At 69.2% G+C, this 16,754-nt stretch carries 12 protein-coding genes; 2 read left to right on the forward strand and 10 right to left on the reverse strand.

Annotation, left to right across the window (positions count from 1 at the left end; genetic code table 11):
- Positions 1-391: 391 nt before the first annotated feature.
- From ACFYXU_RS01370 to ACFYXU_RS01395, 6 genes are all read right to left on the reverse strand, one after another.
- The gene (locus tag ACFYXU_RS01370; RefSeq protein ID WP_389456175.1) at positions 392-4,858 is read right to left on the reverse strand and encodes a polymorphic toxin type 27 domain-containing protein; all 4,467 of its coding nucleotides are present in this window, start codon (positions 4,856-4,858) and stop codon (positions 392-394) included.
- A 32-nt stretch (positions 4,859-4,890) separates the two neighbouring features.
- Positions 4,891-5,787, reverse strand: coding sequence for an FG-GAP repeat domain-containing protein (locus ACFYXU_RS01375; RefSeq protein ID WP_389408073.1), 897 nt, complete (start codon positions 5,785-5,787; stop codon positions 4,891-4,893).
- A gap of 232 nt (positions 5,788-6,019) precedes the next feature.
- Positions 6,020-7,339 carry a hypothetical protein gene (locus tag ACFYXU_RS01380; RefSeq protein ID WP_389408072.1) on the reverse strand — a complete coding sequence of 440 codons (1,320 nt, stop codon included), beginning with the start codon at positions 7,337-7,339 and terminating at the stop codon, positions 6,020-6,022.
- Positions 7,329-7,898 (reverse strand): DUF6114 domain-containing protein, encoded by a 570-nt coding sequence (locus ACFYXU_RS01385; RefSeq protein WP_389408071.1) that lies wholly within the window; start codon positions 7,896-7,898, stop codon positions 7,329-7,331. Before ACFYXU_RS01385 ends, ACFYXU_RS01380 begins: the two co-directional genes overlap by 11 nt.
- Before the next feature lie 118 nt (positions 7,899-8,016).
- Positions 8,017-8,703 carry a DUF6230 family protein gene (locus tag ACFYXU_RS01390; protein ID WP_384574851.1) on the reverse strand — a complete coding sequence of 229 codons (687 nt, stop codon included), beginning with the start codon at positions 8,701-8,703 and terminating at the stop codon, positions 8,017-8,019.
- 593 nt (positions 8,704-9,296) lie between these two features.
- Positions 9,297-10,262 carry a tetratricopeptide repeat protein gene (locus ACFYXU_RS01395; RefSeq protein ID WP_376513885.1) on the reverse strand — a complete coding sequence of 322 codons (966 nt, stop codon included), beginning with the start codon at positions 10,260-10,262 and terminating at the stop codon, positions 9,297-9,299.
- A gap of 337 nt (positions 10,263-10,599) precedes the next feature.
- Between ACFYXU_RS01395 and ACFYXU_RS01400 the strand changes: the two genes are divergently transcribed.
- Positions 10,600-11,238 carry a TetR/AcrR family transcriptional regulator gene (locus ACFYXU_RS01400; protein ID WP_376513896.1) on the forward strand — a complete coding sequence of 213 codons (639 nt, stop codon included), beginning with the start codon at positions 10,600-10,602 and terminating at the stop codon, positions 11,236-11,238.
- Between the two features lie 150 nt (positions 11,239-11,388).
- On the opposite strand, the gene ACFYXU_RS01405 is transcribed toward ACFYXU_RS01400, so the two are convergent.
- The 4 genes from ACFYXU_RS01405 to ACFYXU_RS01420 all read right to left on the reverse strand — a co-directional run bounded on the left by ACFYXU_RS01405 (position 11,389) and on the right by ACFYXU_RS01420 (position 15,666).
- Positions 11,389-13,089, reverse strand: a complete 1,701-nt coding sequence (locus ACFYXU_RS01405) for a methylmalonyl-CoA mutase family protein (protein ID WP_361402325.1) — start codon at positions 13,087-13,089, stop codon at positions 11,389-11,391.
- A gap of 72 nt (positions 13,090-13,161) precedes the next feature.
- Positions 13,162-13,494, reverse strand: coding sequence for a DUF3817 domain-containing protein (locus ACFYXU_RS01410; protein WP_329849995.1), 333 nt, complete (start codon positions 13,492-13,494; stop codon positions 13,162-13,164).
- A gap of 100 nt (positions 13,495-13,594) precedes the next feature.
- Entirely contained in the window at positions 13,595-14,104 is a 510-nt protein-coding gene (locus tag ACFYXU_RS01415) for a MarR family transcriptional regulator (protein WP_329849996.1), read from the reverse strand.
- A gap of 20 nt (positions 14,105-14,124) precedes the next feature.
- Complete coding sequence (locus tag ACFYXU_RS01420; protein ID WP_389456178.1) at positions 14,125-15,666, reverse strand: MFS transporter; 1,542 nt, start codon at positions 15,664-15,666, stop codon at positions 14,125-14,127.
- Between the two features lie 77 nt (positions 15,667-15,743).
- On the opposite strand from ACFYXU_RS01420, the gene ACFYXU_RS01425 reads away from it, so the two are divergent.
- Positions 15,744-16,736 carry a DUF5937 family protein gene (locus ACFYXU_RS01425; protein ID WP_389408066.1) on the forward strand — a complete coding sequence of 331 codons (993 nt, stop codon included), beginning with the start codon at positions 15,744-15,746 and terminating at the stop codon, positions 16,734-16,736.
- The last annotated feature ends 18 nt before the right edge of the window (positions 16,737-16,754 follow it).

A 16,754-nucleotide genomic window follows, 5' to 3' on the forward strand; every position in this document is an offset into this window, starting at 1 on the left:
CAGGGCTGGGAGAAGTCGAACAAGGAGGGGTCCTCAAACTTCCGGACCGCCTCGCGCCAGGCAGGGGAACCAGAGACTACGAAGTCACCTCCGCCTCCTTCGATCATCCACGTTGAGGCGGCAGCATCCGCCGTCAGATGGTGACGCTCCCGCAGCTCTGCGAACTCGCTGGCGGATGCCCGTCGAACATGAAGCCCCTCCCGGTAAAGAGGTTTGAGGAGCATGAGCTCGACATGCCCGAAGTACACCTCGACCCTGGTGTCAGTCCCGTCGATCAAGGTCGCATCGCTGCGCAGGACCAGCTGACGGTGGGAGGGATTGAAACTCACCACTCGAAACAACCGACCTCGGCGCACAAACTCTGACATTATTTAATCTCCCACCGCTTGACCTAGTAAGCCCAGTCGGGCTTGGAAGGTTCCACGAGACTAGGCTCCTTCTTGCCAGGCTTGGTCATATACCACTTGATATCGTCCCAGTTTTTGAAACCACGAAGCACCTTGAGGCGTAGGGTCGCTATTTCCCACGCCGTACCGTTGCCACCCTGCGCCGCCAGCCTCCAATCCGGACCGATCAGCGGCTTTCCACGCTCCAGGAGCAACTGGATCGCCCGATCGGCGCTGGTGGCGTCGGCAACGCCGTCAAGGGTTATCGAGAGTGTAACGTTCGGCGTCTCGAACGCGCTCTCGACAGCAACCATCCAGATCGGGCGCCCATCACCGCTGGGATGGGGTGAACCATAGGGTTCTCTGGCGTTGAACGTCCGGGCCCCGCCCTTGAGTGACTCTGCAAGTGTGTCGGAGTACGGATTGACACCAAGGACGATGTGATCCCCCTCCCTGACAAGGTCACCGATGATTGCCTGCGTGCACTCGTTGTGAACGAGAACGGGGGTGGGGCCTGCGTACACATAGTACGAGTTGAGGTTCTCGACCTCGAAGTTATAGACCTTGGTCGTGCCCTTGACGAGGGCAGTGCCTCTTACCTTTTCGGTAGCACCTTCCTTGGTCCTGAACCTGTCGCCGGCACGCAGATCACGCGCTTCGACCCAGCCACGGCTCTCCACCCAGAACCGGTGGGAGTCAGTTGCCTCAACTGATCCTGTGGCTGTTTCGACCCGCACCAGCTGGTCCACTGAGCGGTTGAAAAGATTGAGCACCCGTTGAAGGGATTTCTTCCCTGTAACCGGGTCGGAAGACCAAACTCGATCGCCGATCTTGATCTGCTCGATCGGCTTTGCGCCGCTCTCCGTAGATACCTTAGTCCCGGCCGGAAAGCATCTACCCAAGAGCGCTTCGGTACCCGCTCGTTCAAGGTTGGCGATCGCAGAGGCACTCAGCCCCGAGCCACGCAGGCCCCACAGAGCTGTAGATATCCGAAGCCCGCTCACCACCGCCGCACGCACAGCCAAGGCCGCCTTGGCAGCCACAGACAGCGCCGGAGGTATGAGGAGGGACCCCGCGAGCCAGAGGCAGTTGCCTAGTTTGAGGTTAAGGCAGCCCCAAATATCCTGCACTGCACCCATAGCCAGCGCCTTGAGGACAGATGCACTCAATTCCAGGCCGTCGACATGGACCTTGTTCTCACGGAACCGGACGTCCAACGGAGCACTCATCAGATAGTCACGCTTGATGCTGCTGCCGCAGCTCGCACGACTGACCCCGGGCGTCGGACAGGACTCCAGGTAGAAGTCCATCTCGCCGTAGATGTGGTACTCGAGATCGATCTCGCAGCCGATCTCGCCACCGCTGTGCGTACCCACACAGTCGCTCTTCGGGTCGATGTCGACCAGCGTCTCGTCGCTGGGCCGCATCACGACACCGTCGATACCCACAGGGCCTGTGCCGGATCGCTCCTGCTCCTGCTCGACTTCGTCGGTGTCGTTCTCGGTGCGAATGGCGGCATAGACCGCCTCCACCGCCAGGTTCCGCGCGTTCTCGGCCGCTTCCTCCGCTGCGGTCGCGTCCTGCTCCGCGCGATCGGCGACGTTGTTCGCCTTGCCGGCATCCGCTTCGGCAGAGTCAGCGGAGCTGCGTGCAGATGCAGCGTCCTGTTCCGCCTCGGTCGCTGCGGCATCTGCCTGATCGGCGTAGTTCGCAGCCGTATCAGCAGACGACTGGGCAGCGGCCGCGTCCTCGACCGCGTCCTCGTGATACTTCGTCGTGTTCGCTTCGGACTGCTGCGCGGCCTTGGCCGAGGCATCGGCCGCGTTCGACGACTTCTGCGCCGCTTCCGCGGAAGCCAGTGCCTGGGCGCTGGAAACTGCGGCCTCGGCAGCCGCCACAGCAGCTGCCTTGGCATCGGCGCTCGCCTCCGCAGCGACCTTCTGGGCCAGCTTCGCCGCCGCGGCAGCTTGGTCGGCCTTGGCCTTGGCCAGTGCGGCCTGTTGGACAGCAGCCGACTTTGCCGCCTGGCCGGTCAGTACGGCAAGGCCCGCCGACGCGTCCGTGTCCTGGTAGGGAGCCCCCAGCTCGATGGCGTCGTTAGCCGGCTTGATCACCTTCTGTGCCGACTCGCCTGCCGCCTTCGCGGCCTGAGCGGTGGCATAGGCGAATCCAGCAGCGCGGACTGCTTCTCTGCCGGCCAGGACCGCTTCCGAACGAGCCACAGCCGCATCGGCCTTGGCCTTACGCGCATTGAGCTGAGCGGTCTCCGCTTCGGCCTTGGCAAGTACAGCGTTCCACTTGGCGGCGCCTGCGGCGTCGATGGCTTCAGCGGCGGCGGCGTGTGCGGTCTTCAACGCAGCCTCGGTGACCGCCACATCACGCTTCGCACCGTCGGCAAGAGCTTGGGCTCGCTTGGCCGCTCCCTCAGCCCGCGTGGCGTCCTCACGTGCATTCGTCGCCGCGTCGGTGGCCTGATTGGCAGCAGACCGGGCGGAAGTGGCGGCTGTGCCAGCATTATTGGCCGCGGTCCGGGCCTTGGTAGCCGCGTCACGCGCCTCAATCGCCGCGGCCGTGCCGTCGACCGCAGCAAACAGAGCCTCGGCCGCCTCCGCCTTGGCCACGAGACTGTCACGCCGACGTTCGGCTTCGCGTGCGCCGTCACGTGCCTTGCTCGCCTTGATTTCAGCGGCCAAAGCCGCGTCCTTCTTGGATGCAGCCGTCTCTCCCGCAGCCTGCGCGGCGGCCAGCTGGTCCGCCGCCGTCTGCCTCTCGTTCCTCGCCTTCGTCTCCGCGGCAGAGGCCTTGCCTCTTTCCGCGTCCGCCAGCTCCTTCTGGGACTTCGCGTACGCGGCCTCGGCCTGGGCCTTGACCCGCTTGGCGTCGGCGGCCTCGGCTGCGGTCTTCGCCTTGGCCTCGGCTTCCTTCGCCTTGGTCTCGGCAGCCTTGGCCTTGGCGGCGTTCTCAGACGCCTTCGCGGCCTGGGCGGCAGCTCCCTCGGCCGCAGCCTTCGCCTGTCGAGCCGCTTCCTCCGCAGCTTCACGGCGGAAGTCGGCCTTCGCCGCGTGCGCCTGGGTCATCGCCAGGGCGGACAGCGCCTTGGCGTCGGCGGCCGAGGCACGGGTGGCATGAAGGGCGGTTTCCGTGGCTTTCACTGCGGCGGCGGCAGCAGCAGCGGAGGCCTTAGCGACCTGTACAGCCTGCAGGCCGTACATCAAGCCCCGGCCACGCGGCAGACCGGCCGCGTCAGCGATCGCATAGGCCTCGGCCTTCGCCTTCTCGGCCTTCACGACCTGTGCATTGGCATCGATCATGGCCCGGCTGGCGACGTAGAGGCGGCCACCGGCACGCCCTTGCGCGTACTGGATGTGTTTATCGACTTCGGCGAACTCGGTGGCCGTCGGATAGTTGTCCGAATCGGGCGACTGAGTCGTCCAGTAGGCCCGCCAAGAGGCGAGACGGCTCGCGATCATGGACTGGCCAAGCGCCTCACCCATCGCCTGAACCGCTACTTGCAATGCCTTGTTGGCCTGCACTCCCGCGGCAAGTACGGCGTCGAACTGAGATTTCTGCCCTGCAATCTCCTGTTGCCACTCGACGGACGCGACGGCAACCTCAGCCCCGAGAACGTTGTACGGGTCGGGCGGATTACTGCTGACGCAGGAGGCGAAGCGAGCTTTAAGATTTTCAACGTCGATGCGAAATTCCGCAGAGTCCGGCTCGGGTGCACTCCTCGGAAAGTCCCCGTACTGGAGAACGAGGCGTGCGTCATCCGCATACATCGGATGGAACCAGGTCAGGTCCTTCCAGGCCTGCCAACCTTTCATGTCCGCATATTCGTCTTCATGGTAAAGGGAGGCCATGAGTCGGTGGACAGAATCTGCAGATTCTCGCGACGCTACGGGGGCTACGTTGACGTAAAAGTCACTCTCAGAATCCGCCCAGTATGTATTGCCAACCCATTTCGTATATCCTGTTTGGACGAAAATATCGTCCTCTGTGTCGCCCGTGGCACCCGGGGGCCAGTTATTATATCCAGGAACATACGAGGTGGGAACATTGAGCTCTTTCTGCCATTCGCCTACCCGTTGAGTCAGCTCGGCACTCTTGGCAACAGCATATTCCCTGTCCTTACTGAATGCACGACTCAGGGGCGTGCCCTCCCAGTACTTATCCCACGCAATCGCATGGAGCTGGTCTTCGCTGCCGGCGGCGAAACCGCTTCTCGCAACGGATGCCATCTCTCCAACGCTCTTACGGAGAACATAGTTGAGACGACACTGGTCTTTGCGGACCCATTCCGCATTTCCGAGATCGAAATCAACCGGCACATCCGCCGCCGACGCAATGGACTGGCCGCGCACTGTTTCGAATGACTGAAGGCCGGAACTTGACGCAACAGCGGCCAGCGCTGTCGTCAGGGCCGTTGCCGCCAGGAGCCCTCTCCAAGCACCTCGCCGGAGCGCGAGCGGCATGGTTCTTCTACGCATATGTGATGCCGTCCCGATCAGAAGAGGTGGTCGAAGGCGGCCCAGCCGCCGGTGCCGATCTGGACCCGCGGCGCGAAGGGCGCGCTGGAATTCCCCGTGCCCTTGAAAAGCCACAGCGGTCCAGCCGTGTCCGCGGCGATCAGGTCGGTCTTACCGTCACCGTCGTTGTCGCCCGTGGAGACGATCAGCTTGTGGATGTTCCAGCCGCCGCCCACAGTGATGCGCGAGCCGAGCACTCCGTCCGCCACGAGGTTGCCGGTGCCGGGGTAGATGTAGAGCGTGCCGTCCGTCGACCGCGCCACCAGGTCGGTCTTCCCGTCCCCCGTGTAGTCGCCGCGCCCGGCAAGCGCGGTCATCCCGTTCCAACCGCCGCTGCCGATGCGCACGCGCGCCTGGAGGGTGCCGTCTGCCTTGCCCTGGTAGAGCCAGAGAGTTCCGTCCGTTTGACGGGCGACGAGATCGGGTTCCGCCGATCCGCCCATGTTGCCGACGGAGACGAGCCTGTCGTAGATCTGCCAGCCGCCCCCGACGACCTTGGTGTCGTTGCCGTGCTCGGCCGTGTAGAAGAGTGTGGTGCCGAGGCGGTGATAGACGTCGTTGCCTTTTCCGCCCTCCGAGATGTTGGCCTGGACGAGGGCGTCGGCCTCCGCCCATCCGCCGCCCATGTCGACCATCGGCTTCACGCCGCCGGTCCCCTTGGGCTCGTAGTCGTAGAGCCGGCCGGACTTACGGGCGAACAGCGGGAACATGACGGGACCCGGCGCCGCCTGGGCCTGCTGCGCGGCCGCATTGTCGGTCCGGTCATTCCATGGCGAGGGTGCTCTCGTGGCCGCGAGAAGCGCGGCCAGCAGGCCGCTCAGTACGGCCACGCAGATCGCCGCCCGGCGAAGCGGGCGGTCGAGTGGACGAAGCATGGATCTGGTGGGTCCTCACAGGGATTGCCTGCGCGGACGCAAGGAGGAACGCTGCACGACGGCCGCCCCCCGACGCCCGCACGCTGAAGCGGATCCGCTTCAACCATGATCAAAATAGAACATCAGTTTGATTCTGTGAAGATTCTTTCAAGTCTCTGTGAGAACCGCCGTGGCCCGCGCTCGGTGTGAGCGCGGGCTACGGCGGTGTGCGGCTCCCGGAGTGGTTCGGGGGTCAGTTGGGCTCGATCGTGTTGCGGAGGCCCTTGACCTTGAGGGTGCCGCCGAACTGGCCCGCCTGCTTCAGCTTCACGTTGGTGAAGAGAACCTCGGGGAGGTTCAGCGGGGGCGGGGACTGCGGGCTGAAGGTGATCGGGATGATGCCGAGGAGGTTGCCCTTCAGCTCCTCCGTGTACATCGTCACCGTGCCGCCCGTGATGGTCGAGTTCGAGCCCTTCTCCGAGCGGATGTGGGCGGTGCGGCCCTCGGAGTGGTCCGTCATCTGGTGCAGGTCCTTGATCTCGACCCCACTGGCGGTGAACTTGAGGACCTTCTTGATCTTGCCGCTGCCGGTCTTCACCTCGACGATGCCGTGGTACTTCAGGCCGTGCAGCTTGAGCACCGAGCTCTCCAGGCGCCACGGCACGTCCGGGAGCAGCGGGATGCCCGGCTCCAGCTGGGCGTCGGCGAGCGCCTTCTCGTCGAGTTCGGGGCACGGGAAGCGGGGCTTGGCGCCGTCGGGTATGTCCGTGTCCGGCTTGGCGTCGAGGCCCTTGGCGTCCTCGGGGAGCTCCTCGACCTCGGCGCCGGCCTGCGCGGCGGCCGCCTCGATCGCCTTCCTCGTACGCTCGGCGTCCGGGTCCACCGCCGGCTTCGACTTCGACTTCGGCTTCGCGGACGCGGTGGCCGTCGGGGCCGGGGCGTCGGTCGCGGGCGCCTTGTCGGCGGGGGCCTGCGTCGGCGTCGGGGCGGCCGTCGTCGGCGCCGTCGTCGTGGGCGTGGCCGTCGGCGTCTTGTCCGGGCCGTCGAAGAGGTCCTTCAGGGCGTCGCCCAGGCCCAGCGGGTCCAGCGGGTTCTTGGACTTGGTGGGCGAGGGGGTGGCCGTGGGCGCGGGGGTGTTCGTCGCCTGAGCCTGTCCCTGGGGCTGCGTCTGCGTCTGCGGCGCGGCCGTCTGTCCGGTCGCCGTCGCGGTGGGCGTCGGGGTCGCCGGCGGTGTCGCGGTGGCGGACGGCGTGGCGGTCACCGAGGGGGTGTCCGTCGGCGTGGCCGTGGCGGTCGGCTTGGTGCTCTCCTCCGGCTTCGCCGTCTCCGAGGCCTCCGGCGTCGGCTCGTCCGAGCGCGTCACACAGGGGCCGGGGGCGAAGGGGATGTCCTTGTCGTCCGCGAGGGCCAGCTTCGGCGTGAGGCCCATGCCCACCAGTACCGCGGTCGGCATGGCGGCCAGCGCCATCGCCTTCCCGGCCGGGCCCTGGATCCTGGTCAGCAGCGACTTGCGCGGGGCCGCGTGCCGCGGGCCCCCCTTCGCGAGCGCCGACTGATTCTCGTCACCCCGCACTGTTCCTCCCGCCGTTGGCGTCGGTCGTGGTTTCGGTCGCCAGGTGCTCCGCCTCGCGCTGCTCCGGGAACGCGGCCATCGGCACGGCCTGCGTCTCGGGCTCCGCACCGGCCTCGTAGGAGGCCTCGGGGTGACCGTCGTGCTGCGCTTCCTCGGTCTCCTCGACCGGGGGCGCGGGGGCCCAGGAGGCGGACATGGCGCCTCCGATGAGGGCGAAGAGGTATCCGACGACGAGGCCGCCGAAGTTCGACACCGGGATGGAGACGAGTGCCAGGACGATCGACGCGACACCCGCGAACACCCGGACGATGGGCTGGAACCACATCGTCAGTCCGAGCGTGATGAGCAGGACGCCGATGATCAGCGCGGCCGACCCGGCGGTGGTCTGCATGGCGAGCGTCATGTTGCCGAGCCGCATGTCCCCGTAGGGGAGGTACGCGATCGGAACGCCGCCGATCATGGTGAACAGTCCCGCCCAGAACGGCCGGGTCTGGCGCCAGACCTTGAACCGGTTCTCCTTCTTGGGGACTTCGCGGGAGGCGGGGATCTCGGCGCTCATGGAACAGCTCCCTGGAAGCGGTGTTGCTGAGAAAAGACGAAGAGAAGGGACCTGGGGGGTGGGACCGCACGCGGCGGCCCCACCCTCAGGACGATCGGTCCTCAGGGACCGGCCGGTCCTAGTAGCACTCGGTGTCCGTGCCCTTGGACAGCGACAGGTGCAGACCGGGGAGCTTGAAGGTGCCGGCCGTGGTCGCCCAGGCCTTCTGCTCCACGTTCCTCAGCGTCGCCTTCTGGGCCCGCTGGCCGAAGCCGTAGGGGTTGGCCGCGGTGTTCGGCTGGATGCCCGGCTTGCCGTCGACGGGCTTGCCGTCGGGGCCCACGTTGAGCTTGCCGGCGGCGACGCCGATGTCGATGTTGCCGAACTCGGCGTCGGACTTCAGGTCGGAGACATCGAGGTAGATGTCCTTCGCGTAGACCGCGTCCTTCTTCTCACCGGTCGACGCGGCCTTGGTGCCGGCCTCCAGGCGGAGGGTGACCGAGTCGTTGATGAACGGCACCTTCGGCGTGACGACCGACTGGCACATCTTCGTGATCCAGGCCTCGGAGAAGCCGGAGACCGCCACGGGGGCGGCGAAGTCCTTGCCCTCCAGGGTCTTGCCGACGTCCACGCTGCCGTACTGGACGAAGTCGTTGCCCTCAAGGCTCTGGGCCGAGACCTTGAACTCCTGGCCGGAAATGCTGAAGGACGCGGCCAGCGCGCCCTGGGCCAGACCGACGCCGATCGCGGCCGTCGCGGCCACGCTCGGGACCATGACGACGGCGAACCGCTTCCATCTGGTCCCGCCACGAACCTGGGACTTCATGAGAATTCCTCCTTCTCGGACGTACATCTCCGAAGGGACCCCCGGGGGGCCACCCTGGGATGGGAGAAGAGCTACGTCCTCGGGAAGGAGAGCGCCGAGGCATCAGGCGGCGCGATGCGCGTCCTAATCACCGGCGATCACCCCCGAGCGACAACCATGGGCCGCGCCATCGGGCACGGCCTGATTGGACAGGCCCCGTTCGGTGAGAGCGGGAACCCCCCTGTCCACGACCGGTGCCGGAACACCGGTCCACTCGGTGGGGACCCTCGCCGCGGACCCGGGTGGTTTCCGGGGTGGTGCGGTTCGGACCGAGCGTGGCCGATCGTGGTCCATTCCGGGCCCCCGCACAAGGGGGTTCGTTACTGGCTAGTAACGGGTGGATAACCACGTCATGGCGGGACGGGACCGAACGGGCACGCTCGGTGCGTTCGAGCGACAGGGAATGTCAGGAGATCATCTGATGAATCCGGACAGAACGACGGGTTCGATTTACTGCAAGTAACAGCGGCCGCGATTACCAAGTTTTGGTAAAGCGCGGCCGCGTTTTGTCACCCTGCTGCCAAATCGTCGGACGATCCGGCCGACCCTCGGAGCTAGAACAGCACCCGGGCGAGGGCCTGCCGGGCCGCCGTCACGCGCGGGTCGTCGGCACCGATCACCTCGAACAGCTCCAGGAGCCGCAGCCGTGCGGCGTTCCGGTCCTCGCCCGCCGTGCGGCGCACGGTCTCCACGAGGCGGCCGAAGGCGTCCTGCACGTGGCCGCCCACGAGGTCGAGGTCGGCGGCGGCGATCTGCGCGGTGACATCGGCCGGATCGTCCGCCGCGTTCTTGCGGACGGCGCCCGGGTCCAGATCCTGCACGCGGGTGAGCAGTTCGGCCTGGGCGAGGCCGAGCTTCGCCTCGGGGTGGGCCGGGTCGTCGGCGAGCACGTTCTTGTAGGCCTGGACGGCGCCCGCCAGATCACCGGCGTCGAGCGCGGACATGGCCGCTTCGAGGAGGGCGTCGTACGGGCCGGCCGGCCGCTCGGCGGGGGCCGAGGTGTCGGCGTCCGCGTCCACGGCGATGCCCGTGAGACCGAAGCGCTCCTCACCGACCTGGATCAGCTGGTCGAGGGTCTCCCGGATCTGCGCCTCGGGCACCGCGCCCTGGAACAGCGGCAGCGCCTGACCGGCGACCACCGCGAAAACGGCCGGAATTCCCTGGATGCCGAACTGCTGCATCAGCATCTGGTTGGCGTCGACGTCGATCTTCGCGAGGAGGAAGCGGCCGTTGTACTCGACGGCCAGGCGCTCCAGGAGGGGGCCGAGCTGCTTGCAGGGCTCGCACCACTCGGCCCAGAAGTCGAGGACGACCGGGACCTCGGCGGAGCGCTGGAGCACATCGCGCTCGAAGCCGGCCTCGTCGACGTCGATCACCAGGGCCGACGGGGGCACGGCGGCGGATCCGCCCTGCCGCGCGGCTTCGGCGCGGGCCTGCTCCGCCTTCGTCTTGGCCTCTCCGGCCGCCTTCACAGCGGCGAGGTCGACGACGCCGCTCATGGACATGTTTCGGGGCTGCATGGCTACATCCTCCCCCTTCCGCGCGCGTAACCGGTAAGTCATGGCTGAACCGTGCCGTCCGGGCGCCTCCCGCCGGTGTGCGAGGCGTGCGGACGACACGGTCCTTCGTCTTCGTCGGCGCCGGGTCCCCACCCGGAGCCTTCTGTCGCACCGGGTCCCCACCCGGCACTGTGGTTGTCGCTCAGGCCGCTCATTGCCTTTCGCTACAGGTCGTAGCGTAACTCCAGGCGTGGATCCGGCGGGAGGGCGCGGGCGCGATCCGGACGGTGAACTGCCTCACATCACCGGCCTCTGGCGGTATACCTACCGGCGGGTATGGTCCCTTTCCATGTCGTCGATGTGCCGCCGCACCAACCCCCGCCCCAGCAGCCGTACCGGGCGTCCCCGCTCCACCGAGGCCGACACGGCCATCCTGGAGGCGACCCGCGCGGCCCTGGTCGAGCTGGGCTGGTCCAAGCTCACGATGGGGGACGTGGCCGGCCGCGCCGGGGTGGCGAAGACGACGCTGTACCGCCGCTGGGCCAACAAGAACGAGCTGGTGGTGGACGCGGTCGCCGTCCTCTTCGACGAACTCGAACTGCCCGACCTGGGTTCCCTCCAGGCCGACATCGAGCACGTCGTGCTCCAGTTCGCGGCCCTCCTCGAACGGCCCGAGACGAAGACCGCCCTGATGGCGGTGGTGGCCGAGTCCACCCGGGACGAGCCGCTGCGGGAGCGCATCCGCGCCTCCATAGTCGACCGCCAGAAGCGGCTGGTCCTCGCGGGCCGCGAGCGGGCCCAGCTGCGCGGCGAACTCCCGCCGGGCCGCGACCCGTCGGCCGCGGACGCCACCGACGACCTGATCTTCGACGTCATCGCGGGCGCGGTCGTGCACCGGGCGCTGGTCAGCGCCGAGCCGGTCGACGCGCCCTGGGTGGCCCGGCTCTCCGCGCTCCTGGTCGGCGGCCTGGGCGCGGTGGCGACGGCGGGGGCCTGAGCGGCCGGAGGGCCGAGGCCGGGGGCCCGGGAACGGCCACGGAGCCCAGGCGCCGGAGCCCCCGGACGACGGGGCCTGAGAGGCCCGGGGCACGGGACGACGAAGGGGCGGTACGGGAGTTCCCGTACCGCCCCTTCCGTGCGCGGGGTCCTAGAAGCCCGGGGGCTCCGTGTAGACGCCCCACTCGTCGCGCAGGGCGTTGCAGATCTCGCCGAGGGTGGCCTCGGCGCGTACGGCCTCCAGCATGGGGGCGATCATGTTCGAGCCGTCGCGGGCGGCGGCCAGCATCGCGTCGAGCGAGGCGCGGACCTTGGCGTCGTCCCGGCGGCCCTTGCGCTCGCCGAGGACGCGGACCTGCTCCCACTCGACCTCGTGGCTGACCCGGAGGATCTCCAGGTCGCCGGTGACGGAGCCGTGGTGGACGTTGACGCCGACGACCCGCTTGTCGCCCTTCTCCAGGGAGCGCTGGTACTGGAAGGCGGACTCGGCGATCTCGCCGGTGAACCAGCCGTCCTCGATGCCGCGCAGGATGCCGGAGGTGATCGGGCCGATGGGGTGCTGCCCGTCCGGGTGGGCCCGGCGGCCGCGCTCCTTGATCTGGTCGAAGATCTTCTCGGCGTCGGCCTCGATGCGGTCGGTGAGCTGCTCGACGTACCAGGAGCCGCCCAGCGGGTCGGCGACGTTGGCGACGCCGGTCTCCTCCATGAGGACCTGCTGGGTGCGCAGCGCGATCTCGGCGGCCTGCTCGCTGGGGAGCGCGAGGGTCTCGTCGAGGGCGTTGGTGTGCAGGGAGTTGGTGCCGCCGAGGACGGCGGAGAGGGCCTCGACGGCGGTCCGCACGACGTTGTTGTACGGCTGCTGGGCGGTCAGGGAGACGCCCGCGGTCTGGGTGTGGAAGCGGAGCCACTGCGCCTTGTCGGTCTTGGCGCCGTACACCTCCTTCATCCAGCGCGCCCAGATGCGCCGGGCGGCGCGGAACTTGGCGATCTCCTCGAAGAAGTCGAGGTGCGCGTCGAAGAAGAAGGAGAGGCCGGGGGCGAAGACGTCGACGTCGAGGCCGCGGGAGAGGCCGAGCTCCACGTACCCGAAGCCGTCGGCGAGGGTGTACGCCAGCTCCTGCGCGGCCGTCGCGCCGGCCTCGCGGATGTGGTAGCCGGAGACGGAGAGCGGCTTGTACGCGGGGATGTTGGCCGCGCAGTGCTCCATCAGGTCGCCGATGAGGCGCAGGTGGGGCTCGGGCTCGAAGAGCCACTCCTTCTGCGCGATGTACTCCTTGAAGATGTCGGTCTGGAGCGTGCCGTTGAGGACGCCCGGGTCGACGCCCTGGCGCTCGGCGGCGACCAGGTACATGCAGAAGGCGGGGACGGCGGGGCCGGAGATCGTCATGGACGTCGTGACGTCGCCGAGGGGGATGTCCTTGAAGAGGACCTCCATGTCGGCGGCGGAGTCGATGGCGACGCCGCAGTGGCCGACCTCGCCGAGGGCGCGGGGGTCGTCGGAGTCGCGGCCCATGAGGGTCGGCATGTCGAAGGCGACGGAGAGGCCGCCGCCGCCGGCGGCCAGGATCATCTTGTACCGCTCGTTGGTCTGCTCGGCGTTGCCGAAGCCGGCGAACTGGCGGATGGTCCAGGTCCGGCCGCGGTAGCCGGTCGGGTGCAGGCCCCGGGTGAAGGGGTACTCGCCGGGCCAGCCGATGCGCTCGAACCCCTCGTAGGTGTCGCCGGGCCGGGGCCCGTAGACCGGCTCGACGGCGTCGCCGGAGAGCGTGGTGAAGTCGGCGTCCCGCTTGCGGGCCTTGTCGTAACGGGCCTGCCAGCGACGGCGGCCTTCCTCGATGGCGTCAGCGTCCATGCTTCGAATTTACTAGGACGTCCTAGTAAATGTCGATGGGAAACCCCCGCACATCCGTGCGGGGGCGAGTCCTCAGGCCTTGACCGGCTCCGGGCGCACACCGCTGACCAGCGGAAGCGTGTCGCGGACGACCTTGCGCTCGACGAAGAAGGCGGCGAAGGGAATGGTCCCGGACAGCAGCACCCAGAGGAGCCGGCCGAAGGGCCACTTGGCCTTGGAGCCCAGGTCGAAGGCGAAGACCAGGTAGATGATGTAGAGGACGCCGTGGGCCTGGGAGACCGCGAAGGTCACGTCCTCGCCCATCTGGAAGCCGTACTTGAAGACCATGCAGGTGCACAGCACGAGCAGCATGACGGCGGTCACGTACGCCATGACGCGGTAGCGGGTCAGCACGCTGGATTTCATGGCTCCGAGCGTAACGGCACGTTCCGGGCGATCTTCGCGGGGGTTCCGCTTCCGGTTCAGCCCTCGCGGAAGTCGTGCTCAGCCCTCGTAGAAGGCGTGCTCAGCCCTCGTCGAAGTCGTGCGCGGACACCCGCAGCGGGCGCAGCATCGCGAAGATCTCCGCGCACTCCTCGGCGTCGTAGGCGCCGAGGCCGAACTCCATCCCCATCAGGTCGCGGGTCGCCGCCTCGACCACCTCGCGGCCCTTCTCCGTGATGGAGGCGAGGGTGCCGCGCCCGTCGTTGGGGTTGGGCCGCTTGGCCACCAGGCCCGACCTCACCAGGCGGTCCACCGTGTTCGTCACCGAGGTGGGGTGGACCATCAGCCGCTCGCCGATCTTGGACATCGGCAGCTCGCCCGCCTTCGAGAAGGTGAGCAGGACCAGTGCCTCGTACCGCGCGAAGGTCAGCCCGTACGGCTTGACGACCGCGTCGACCTCCGCGAGGAGGATCTGGTGGGCGCGCATGATCGAGGTGATCGCGGCCATCGAGGGGACCGGGCCCCAGCGCTTCTGCCACAGTTCGTCGGCTCGGGCGATGGGGTCGAAGGGGAGACTGAGCGGCTTCGGCACCCGTCGACCATACCGACTGGTCATATGCCGGTCAGCCCCGTCTCGCCTTTCGGTCGCGGCGCGGTCGCCCGCAGCTCGGCCGCGGCGGCGAGGAGGCAGAGGGTGCCGAGGACCCCGGTCCCGGCCACGACGGTGTGGACGGGGGCGAACTCGGCGGCGATCCCCGCCCCGGCCATGCCGACGCCCTGGACGGTCATCATGCCCGCCGTCATCAGGGTCATGGCCCTCCCCCGCTGCTCCTCGGGGACGGCGGCGACGAACCAGGCGTCGAGGCCGAGGGTGTACGCGCCGGTGGCTCCGGCCAGGAAGAGGGCGACGGCCGCGAGGGAGACGCCGGGCCGGGGGGCGTACAGGAGGTACGGCAGGACGCCGGTGACGGCGAGCGGCAGCACGATCCGGGCGCGGGCGGCGGCGGACAGGAACGATCCGGCGAAGAGCTCGCCCGCGATGGTGCCGACGGGCAGGGCGCACATCAGGAGGCCGAGGGCGGCGGTGGAGACGCCGATCTCGTCGGCGTAGGGCGCGGCGAGCGCCTCGGGGACGACGGCGAAGAGCGGCGGGACCCAGAACATCAGCATCAGGGCCCGCACCCGGCGGTTCCGCAGCACCGCCCAGGTCCCGGAGAGCCCGCCGGTCCCGGCACCCGCCCGGGCGGGACGGCGCGCGGTCCCGAGACGCAGCAGCAGCGCGGAGACGAGGAAGGTGGTGGCGGTGACGGCGAGGGCGCCGCGCGGGGGGACGAGGGTGAGGAGGACGCCGCCGGCGGCGAATCCGGTGAGCAGCGCGCTCTGCGACACGATCCGCAGCAGCGAGCGTCCGAGGACGAAGAGGTCGCCCTCGCCGAGGATGTCGGCGAGGGTCGCCATGCGGGTGCCGTTGAAGACGGGCGAGACGACGGCGATGGCGCAGCGCAGGACGAGCAGGACGGCGACGGGGGTGGCGGGCACGACCATGAGGGCGACGCAGCCGGCGCAGACGAGGTCGCAGACGACGAGGATCCGCCGGGGCGGCAGCCGGTCGGTGAGCCCGGCGAGGAGGGTGCCGCCGAGGAGGTAGGGGAGGAACCCGAGCGCGAAGGTGAGGGAGGAGAGGAGCGGGGAGCGGGTCAGGTCGTAGACGAGGACGGTGAGCGCGAGCTCGCTGACGACGACCCCGAGCAGCGAGAAGAGGTGTGCCACGAAGACGACCCGGAACTCCCGCACGGCGAAGACGGCGCGGTAGCCGGGGGCGGGGGGCGCGGCGGCGGAGGCGGGGGCGGGGGACGCGGTCCCGGTGGACGCGGCGGCGGGAACGGGGGCGGGGAGAGCGGCCCTGGTGGGCACGACGGCGGAGGCGGGGGGCGCCGTCCCGGTGGACGCGGGCGTGGACGGTGAGGGTGCGGGTGTCGCGGCCCCGGGCGGCCCGGGATCCGGCGGCACCGGGCCCGTCGCCGCGGGTCCCGTCGGCAGCGGCTCCGGCGTCGCGCCCGGGGCGGCGGGGGCGGTGACCGGCGGGTCGTCCGGGCCGTGGGGAGGGGTGGGCGCGGGCGCTCGGGAGGGCGTCCGGGTGTCGTTCTCGGGCATGGCGGCAGCGTGCCCGGCGCGGCGGCCGGGCCCTAGACTTTCGGCTCCAGGCGAATGTTCCGTACCGGAGGACGCCCGTGCCGTACCACCTGCACTTCGGCGAGGCCGACCCCCTGCGGATCCGGTTCGCGATCTCGCCGCTCTGGGAGACGCACTCCGCCGTGCGGGTGCTCGCGCGGCCGTCCAAGCAGGGGTACCACCTGCCGTGGATGCGGCGGATCGCCGACGCCGCCCGTGAGGTCGACCTCGCGCCCCTCCAACTGCTGATGCCGCTGCGCGGGCACAGCCCGGACTTCCTCTATCCGCCGCCGCTCGGACCCGCCGCCACCGTCGAGGAGGAGATCCGGGCCGTGCGGGAGACCGATCCGGCGCTGGCCCTGGACGACTTCGCGCGGGCGCTCGCCGAGACGCCGGGGGCGGCGGACACCGCCGAGGGGCGCCGGATGCTCGCCGATCCGGCGGGGGCGGTGGAGCGGCTGGCCGCGCTGCTCCGGGCCGCCTGGGAGGCGCTGATCGCCCCGGACTGGCCCCGGCTGCGCGCGCTCCTGGAGGCGGACGTGGCGTACCACTCGCGCCGGCTCGCGGAGGGCGGGCTCGAACGCCTCCTGGGCGAGCTGCACCCGACCTTCGCCTGGGACGCGGGGACCTCGACGCTCACCGTGGACTACGCCGGTGAGCACATCCGGCCGCTGGCGGGGCAGGGACTGGTGCTGATGCCGTCGGTGTTCACCTGGCCCGACGTGGTGAGCGGCTTCGATCCGCCCTGGCAGCCGACGGTGGTCTACCCGGCGCGCGGGATCGGCGGCCTGTGGTCGGAGGCCGGGGACCGCACCCCGGAGGCGCTGGCCCGGCTGCTCGGCCCGGTGCGGGCGGGCGTGCTGTGCGCCCTGGCCGAGCCGACGGGGACCACGGCCCTGGCGCACCTCCTGGGCCGGGCGCCCTCGTCCGTCTCGGCGCACCTGGCGGTGCTGCGGGACGCCGGGCTGCTGACCTCTCGGCGCTACGGCCACCAGGTGCTGTACGAGCGGACCCCGCTGGGCATCGCGCTGTCGCAGCCGGACCCGGGGTGACCGTGAGCCGCCCGGCCT

Origin of the sequence: Streptomyces sp. NPDC002232 (assembly GCF_042890295.1) — a bacterium.
GTDB lineage: Bacteria > Actinomycetota > Actinomycetes > Streptomycetales > Streptomycetaceae > Streptomyces.

Coding starts and splice junctions, on each gene's coding strand:
- ACFYXU_RS01370 (WP_389456175.1), bottom strand. CDS start 4,858: ATGCCGCTCGCGCTCCGGCGAGGTGCTTGGAGAGGGCTCCTGGCGGCA.
- ACFYXU_RS01375 (WP_389408073.1), bottom strand. CDS start 5,787: ATGCTTCGTCCACTCGACCGCCCGCTTCGCCGGGCGGCGATCTGCGTG.
- ACFYXU_RS01385 (WP_389408071.1), bottom strand. CDS start 7,898: ATGAGCGCCGAGATCCCCGCCTCCCGCGAAGTCCCCAAGAAGGAGAAC.
- ACFYXU_RS01390 (WP_384574851.1), bottom strand. CDS start 8,703: ATGAAGTCCCAGGTTCGTGGCGGGACCAGATGGAAGCGGTTCGCCGTC.
- ACFYXU_RS01395 (WP_376513885.1), bottom strand. CDS start 10,262: ATGCAGCCCCGAAACATGTCCATGAGCGGCGTCGTCGACCTCGCCGCT.
- ACFYXU_RS01400 (WP_376513896.1), top strand. CDS start 10,600: ATGTGCCGCCGCACCAACCCCCGCCCCAGCAGCCGTACCGGGCGTCCC.
- ACFYXU_RS01405 (WP_361402325.1), bottom strand. CDS start 13,089: ATGGACGCTGACGCCATCGAGGAAGGCCGCCGTCGCTGGCAGGCCCGT.
- ACFYXU_RS01410 (WP_329849995.1), bottom strand. CDS start 13,494: ATGAAATCCAGCGTGCTGACCCGCTACCGCGTCATGGCGTACGTGACC.
- ACFYXU_RS01420 (WP_389456178.1), bottom strand. CDS start 15,666: ATGCCCGAGAACGACACCCGGACGCCCTCCCGAGCGCCCGCGCCCACC.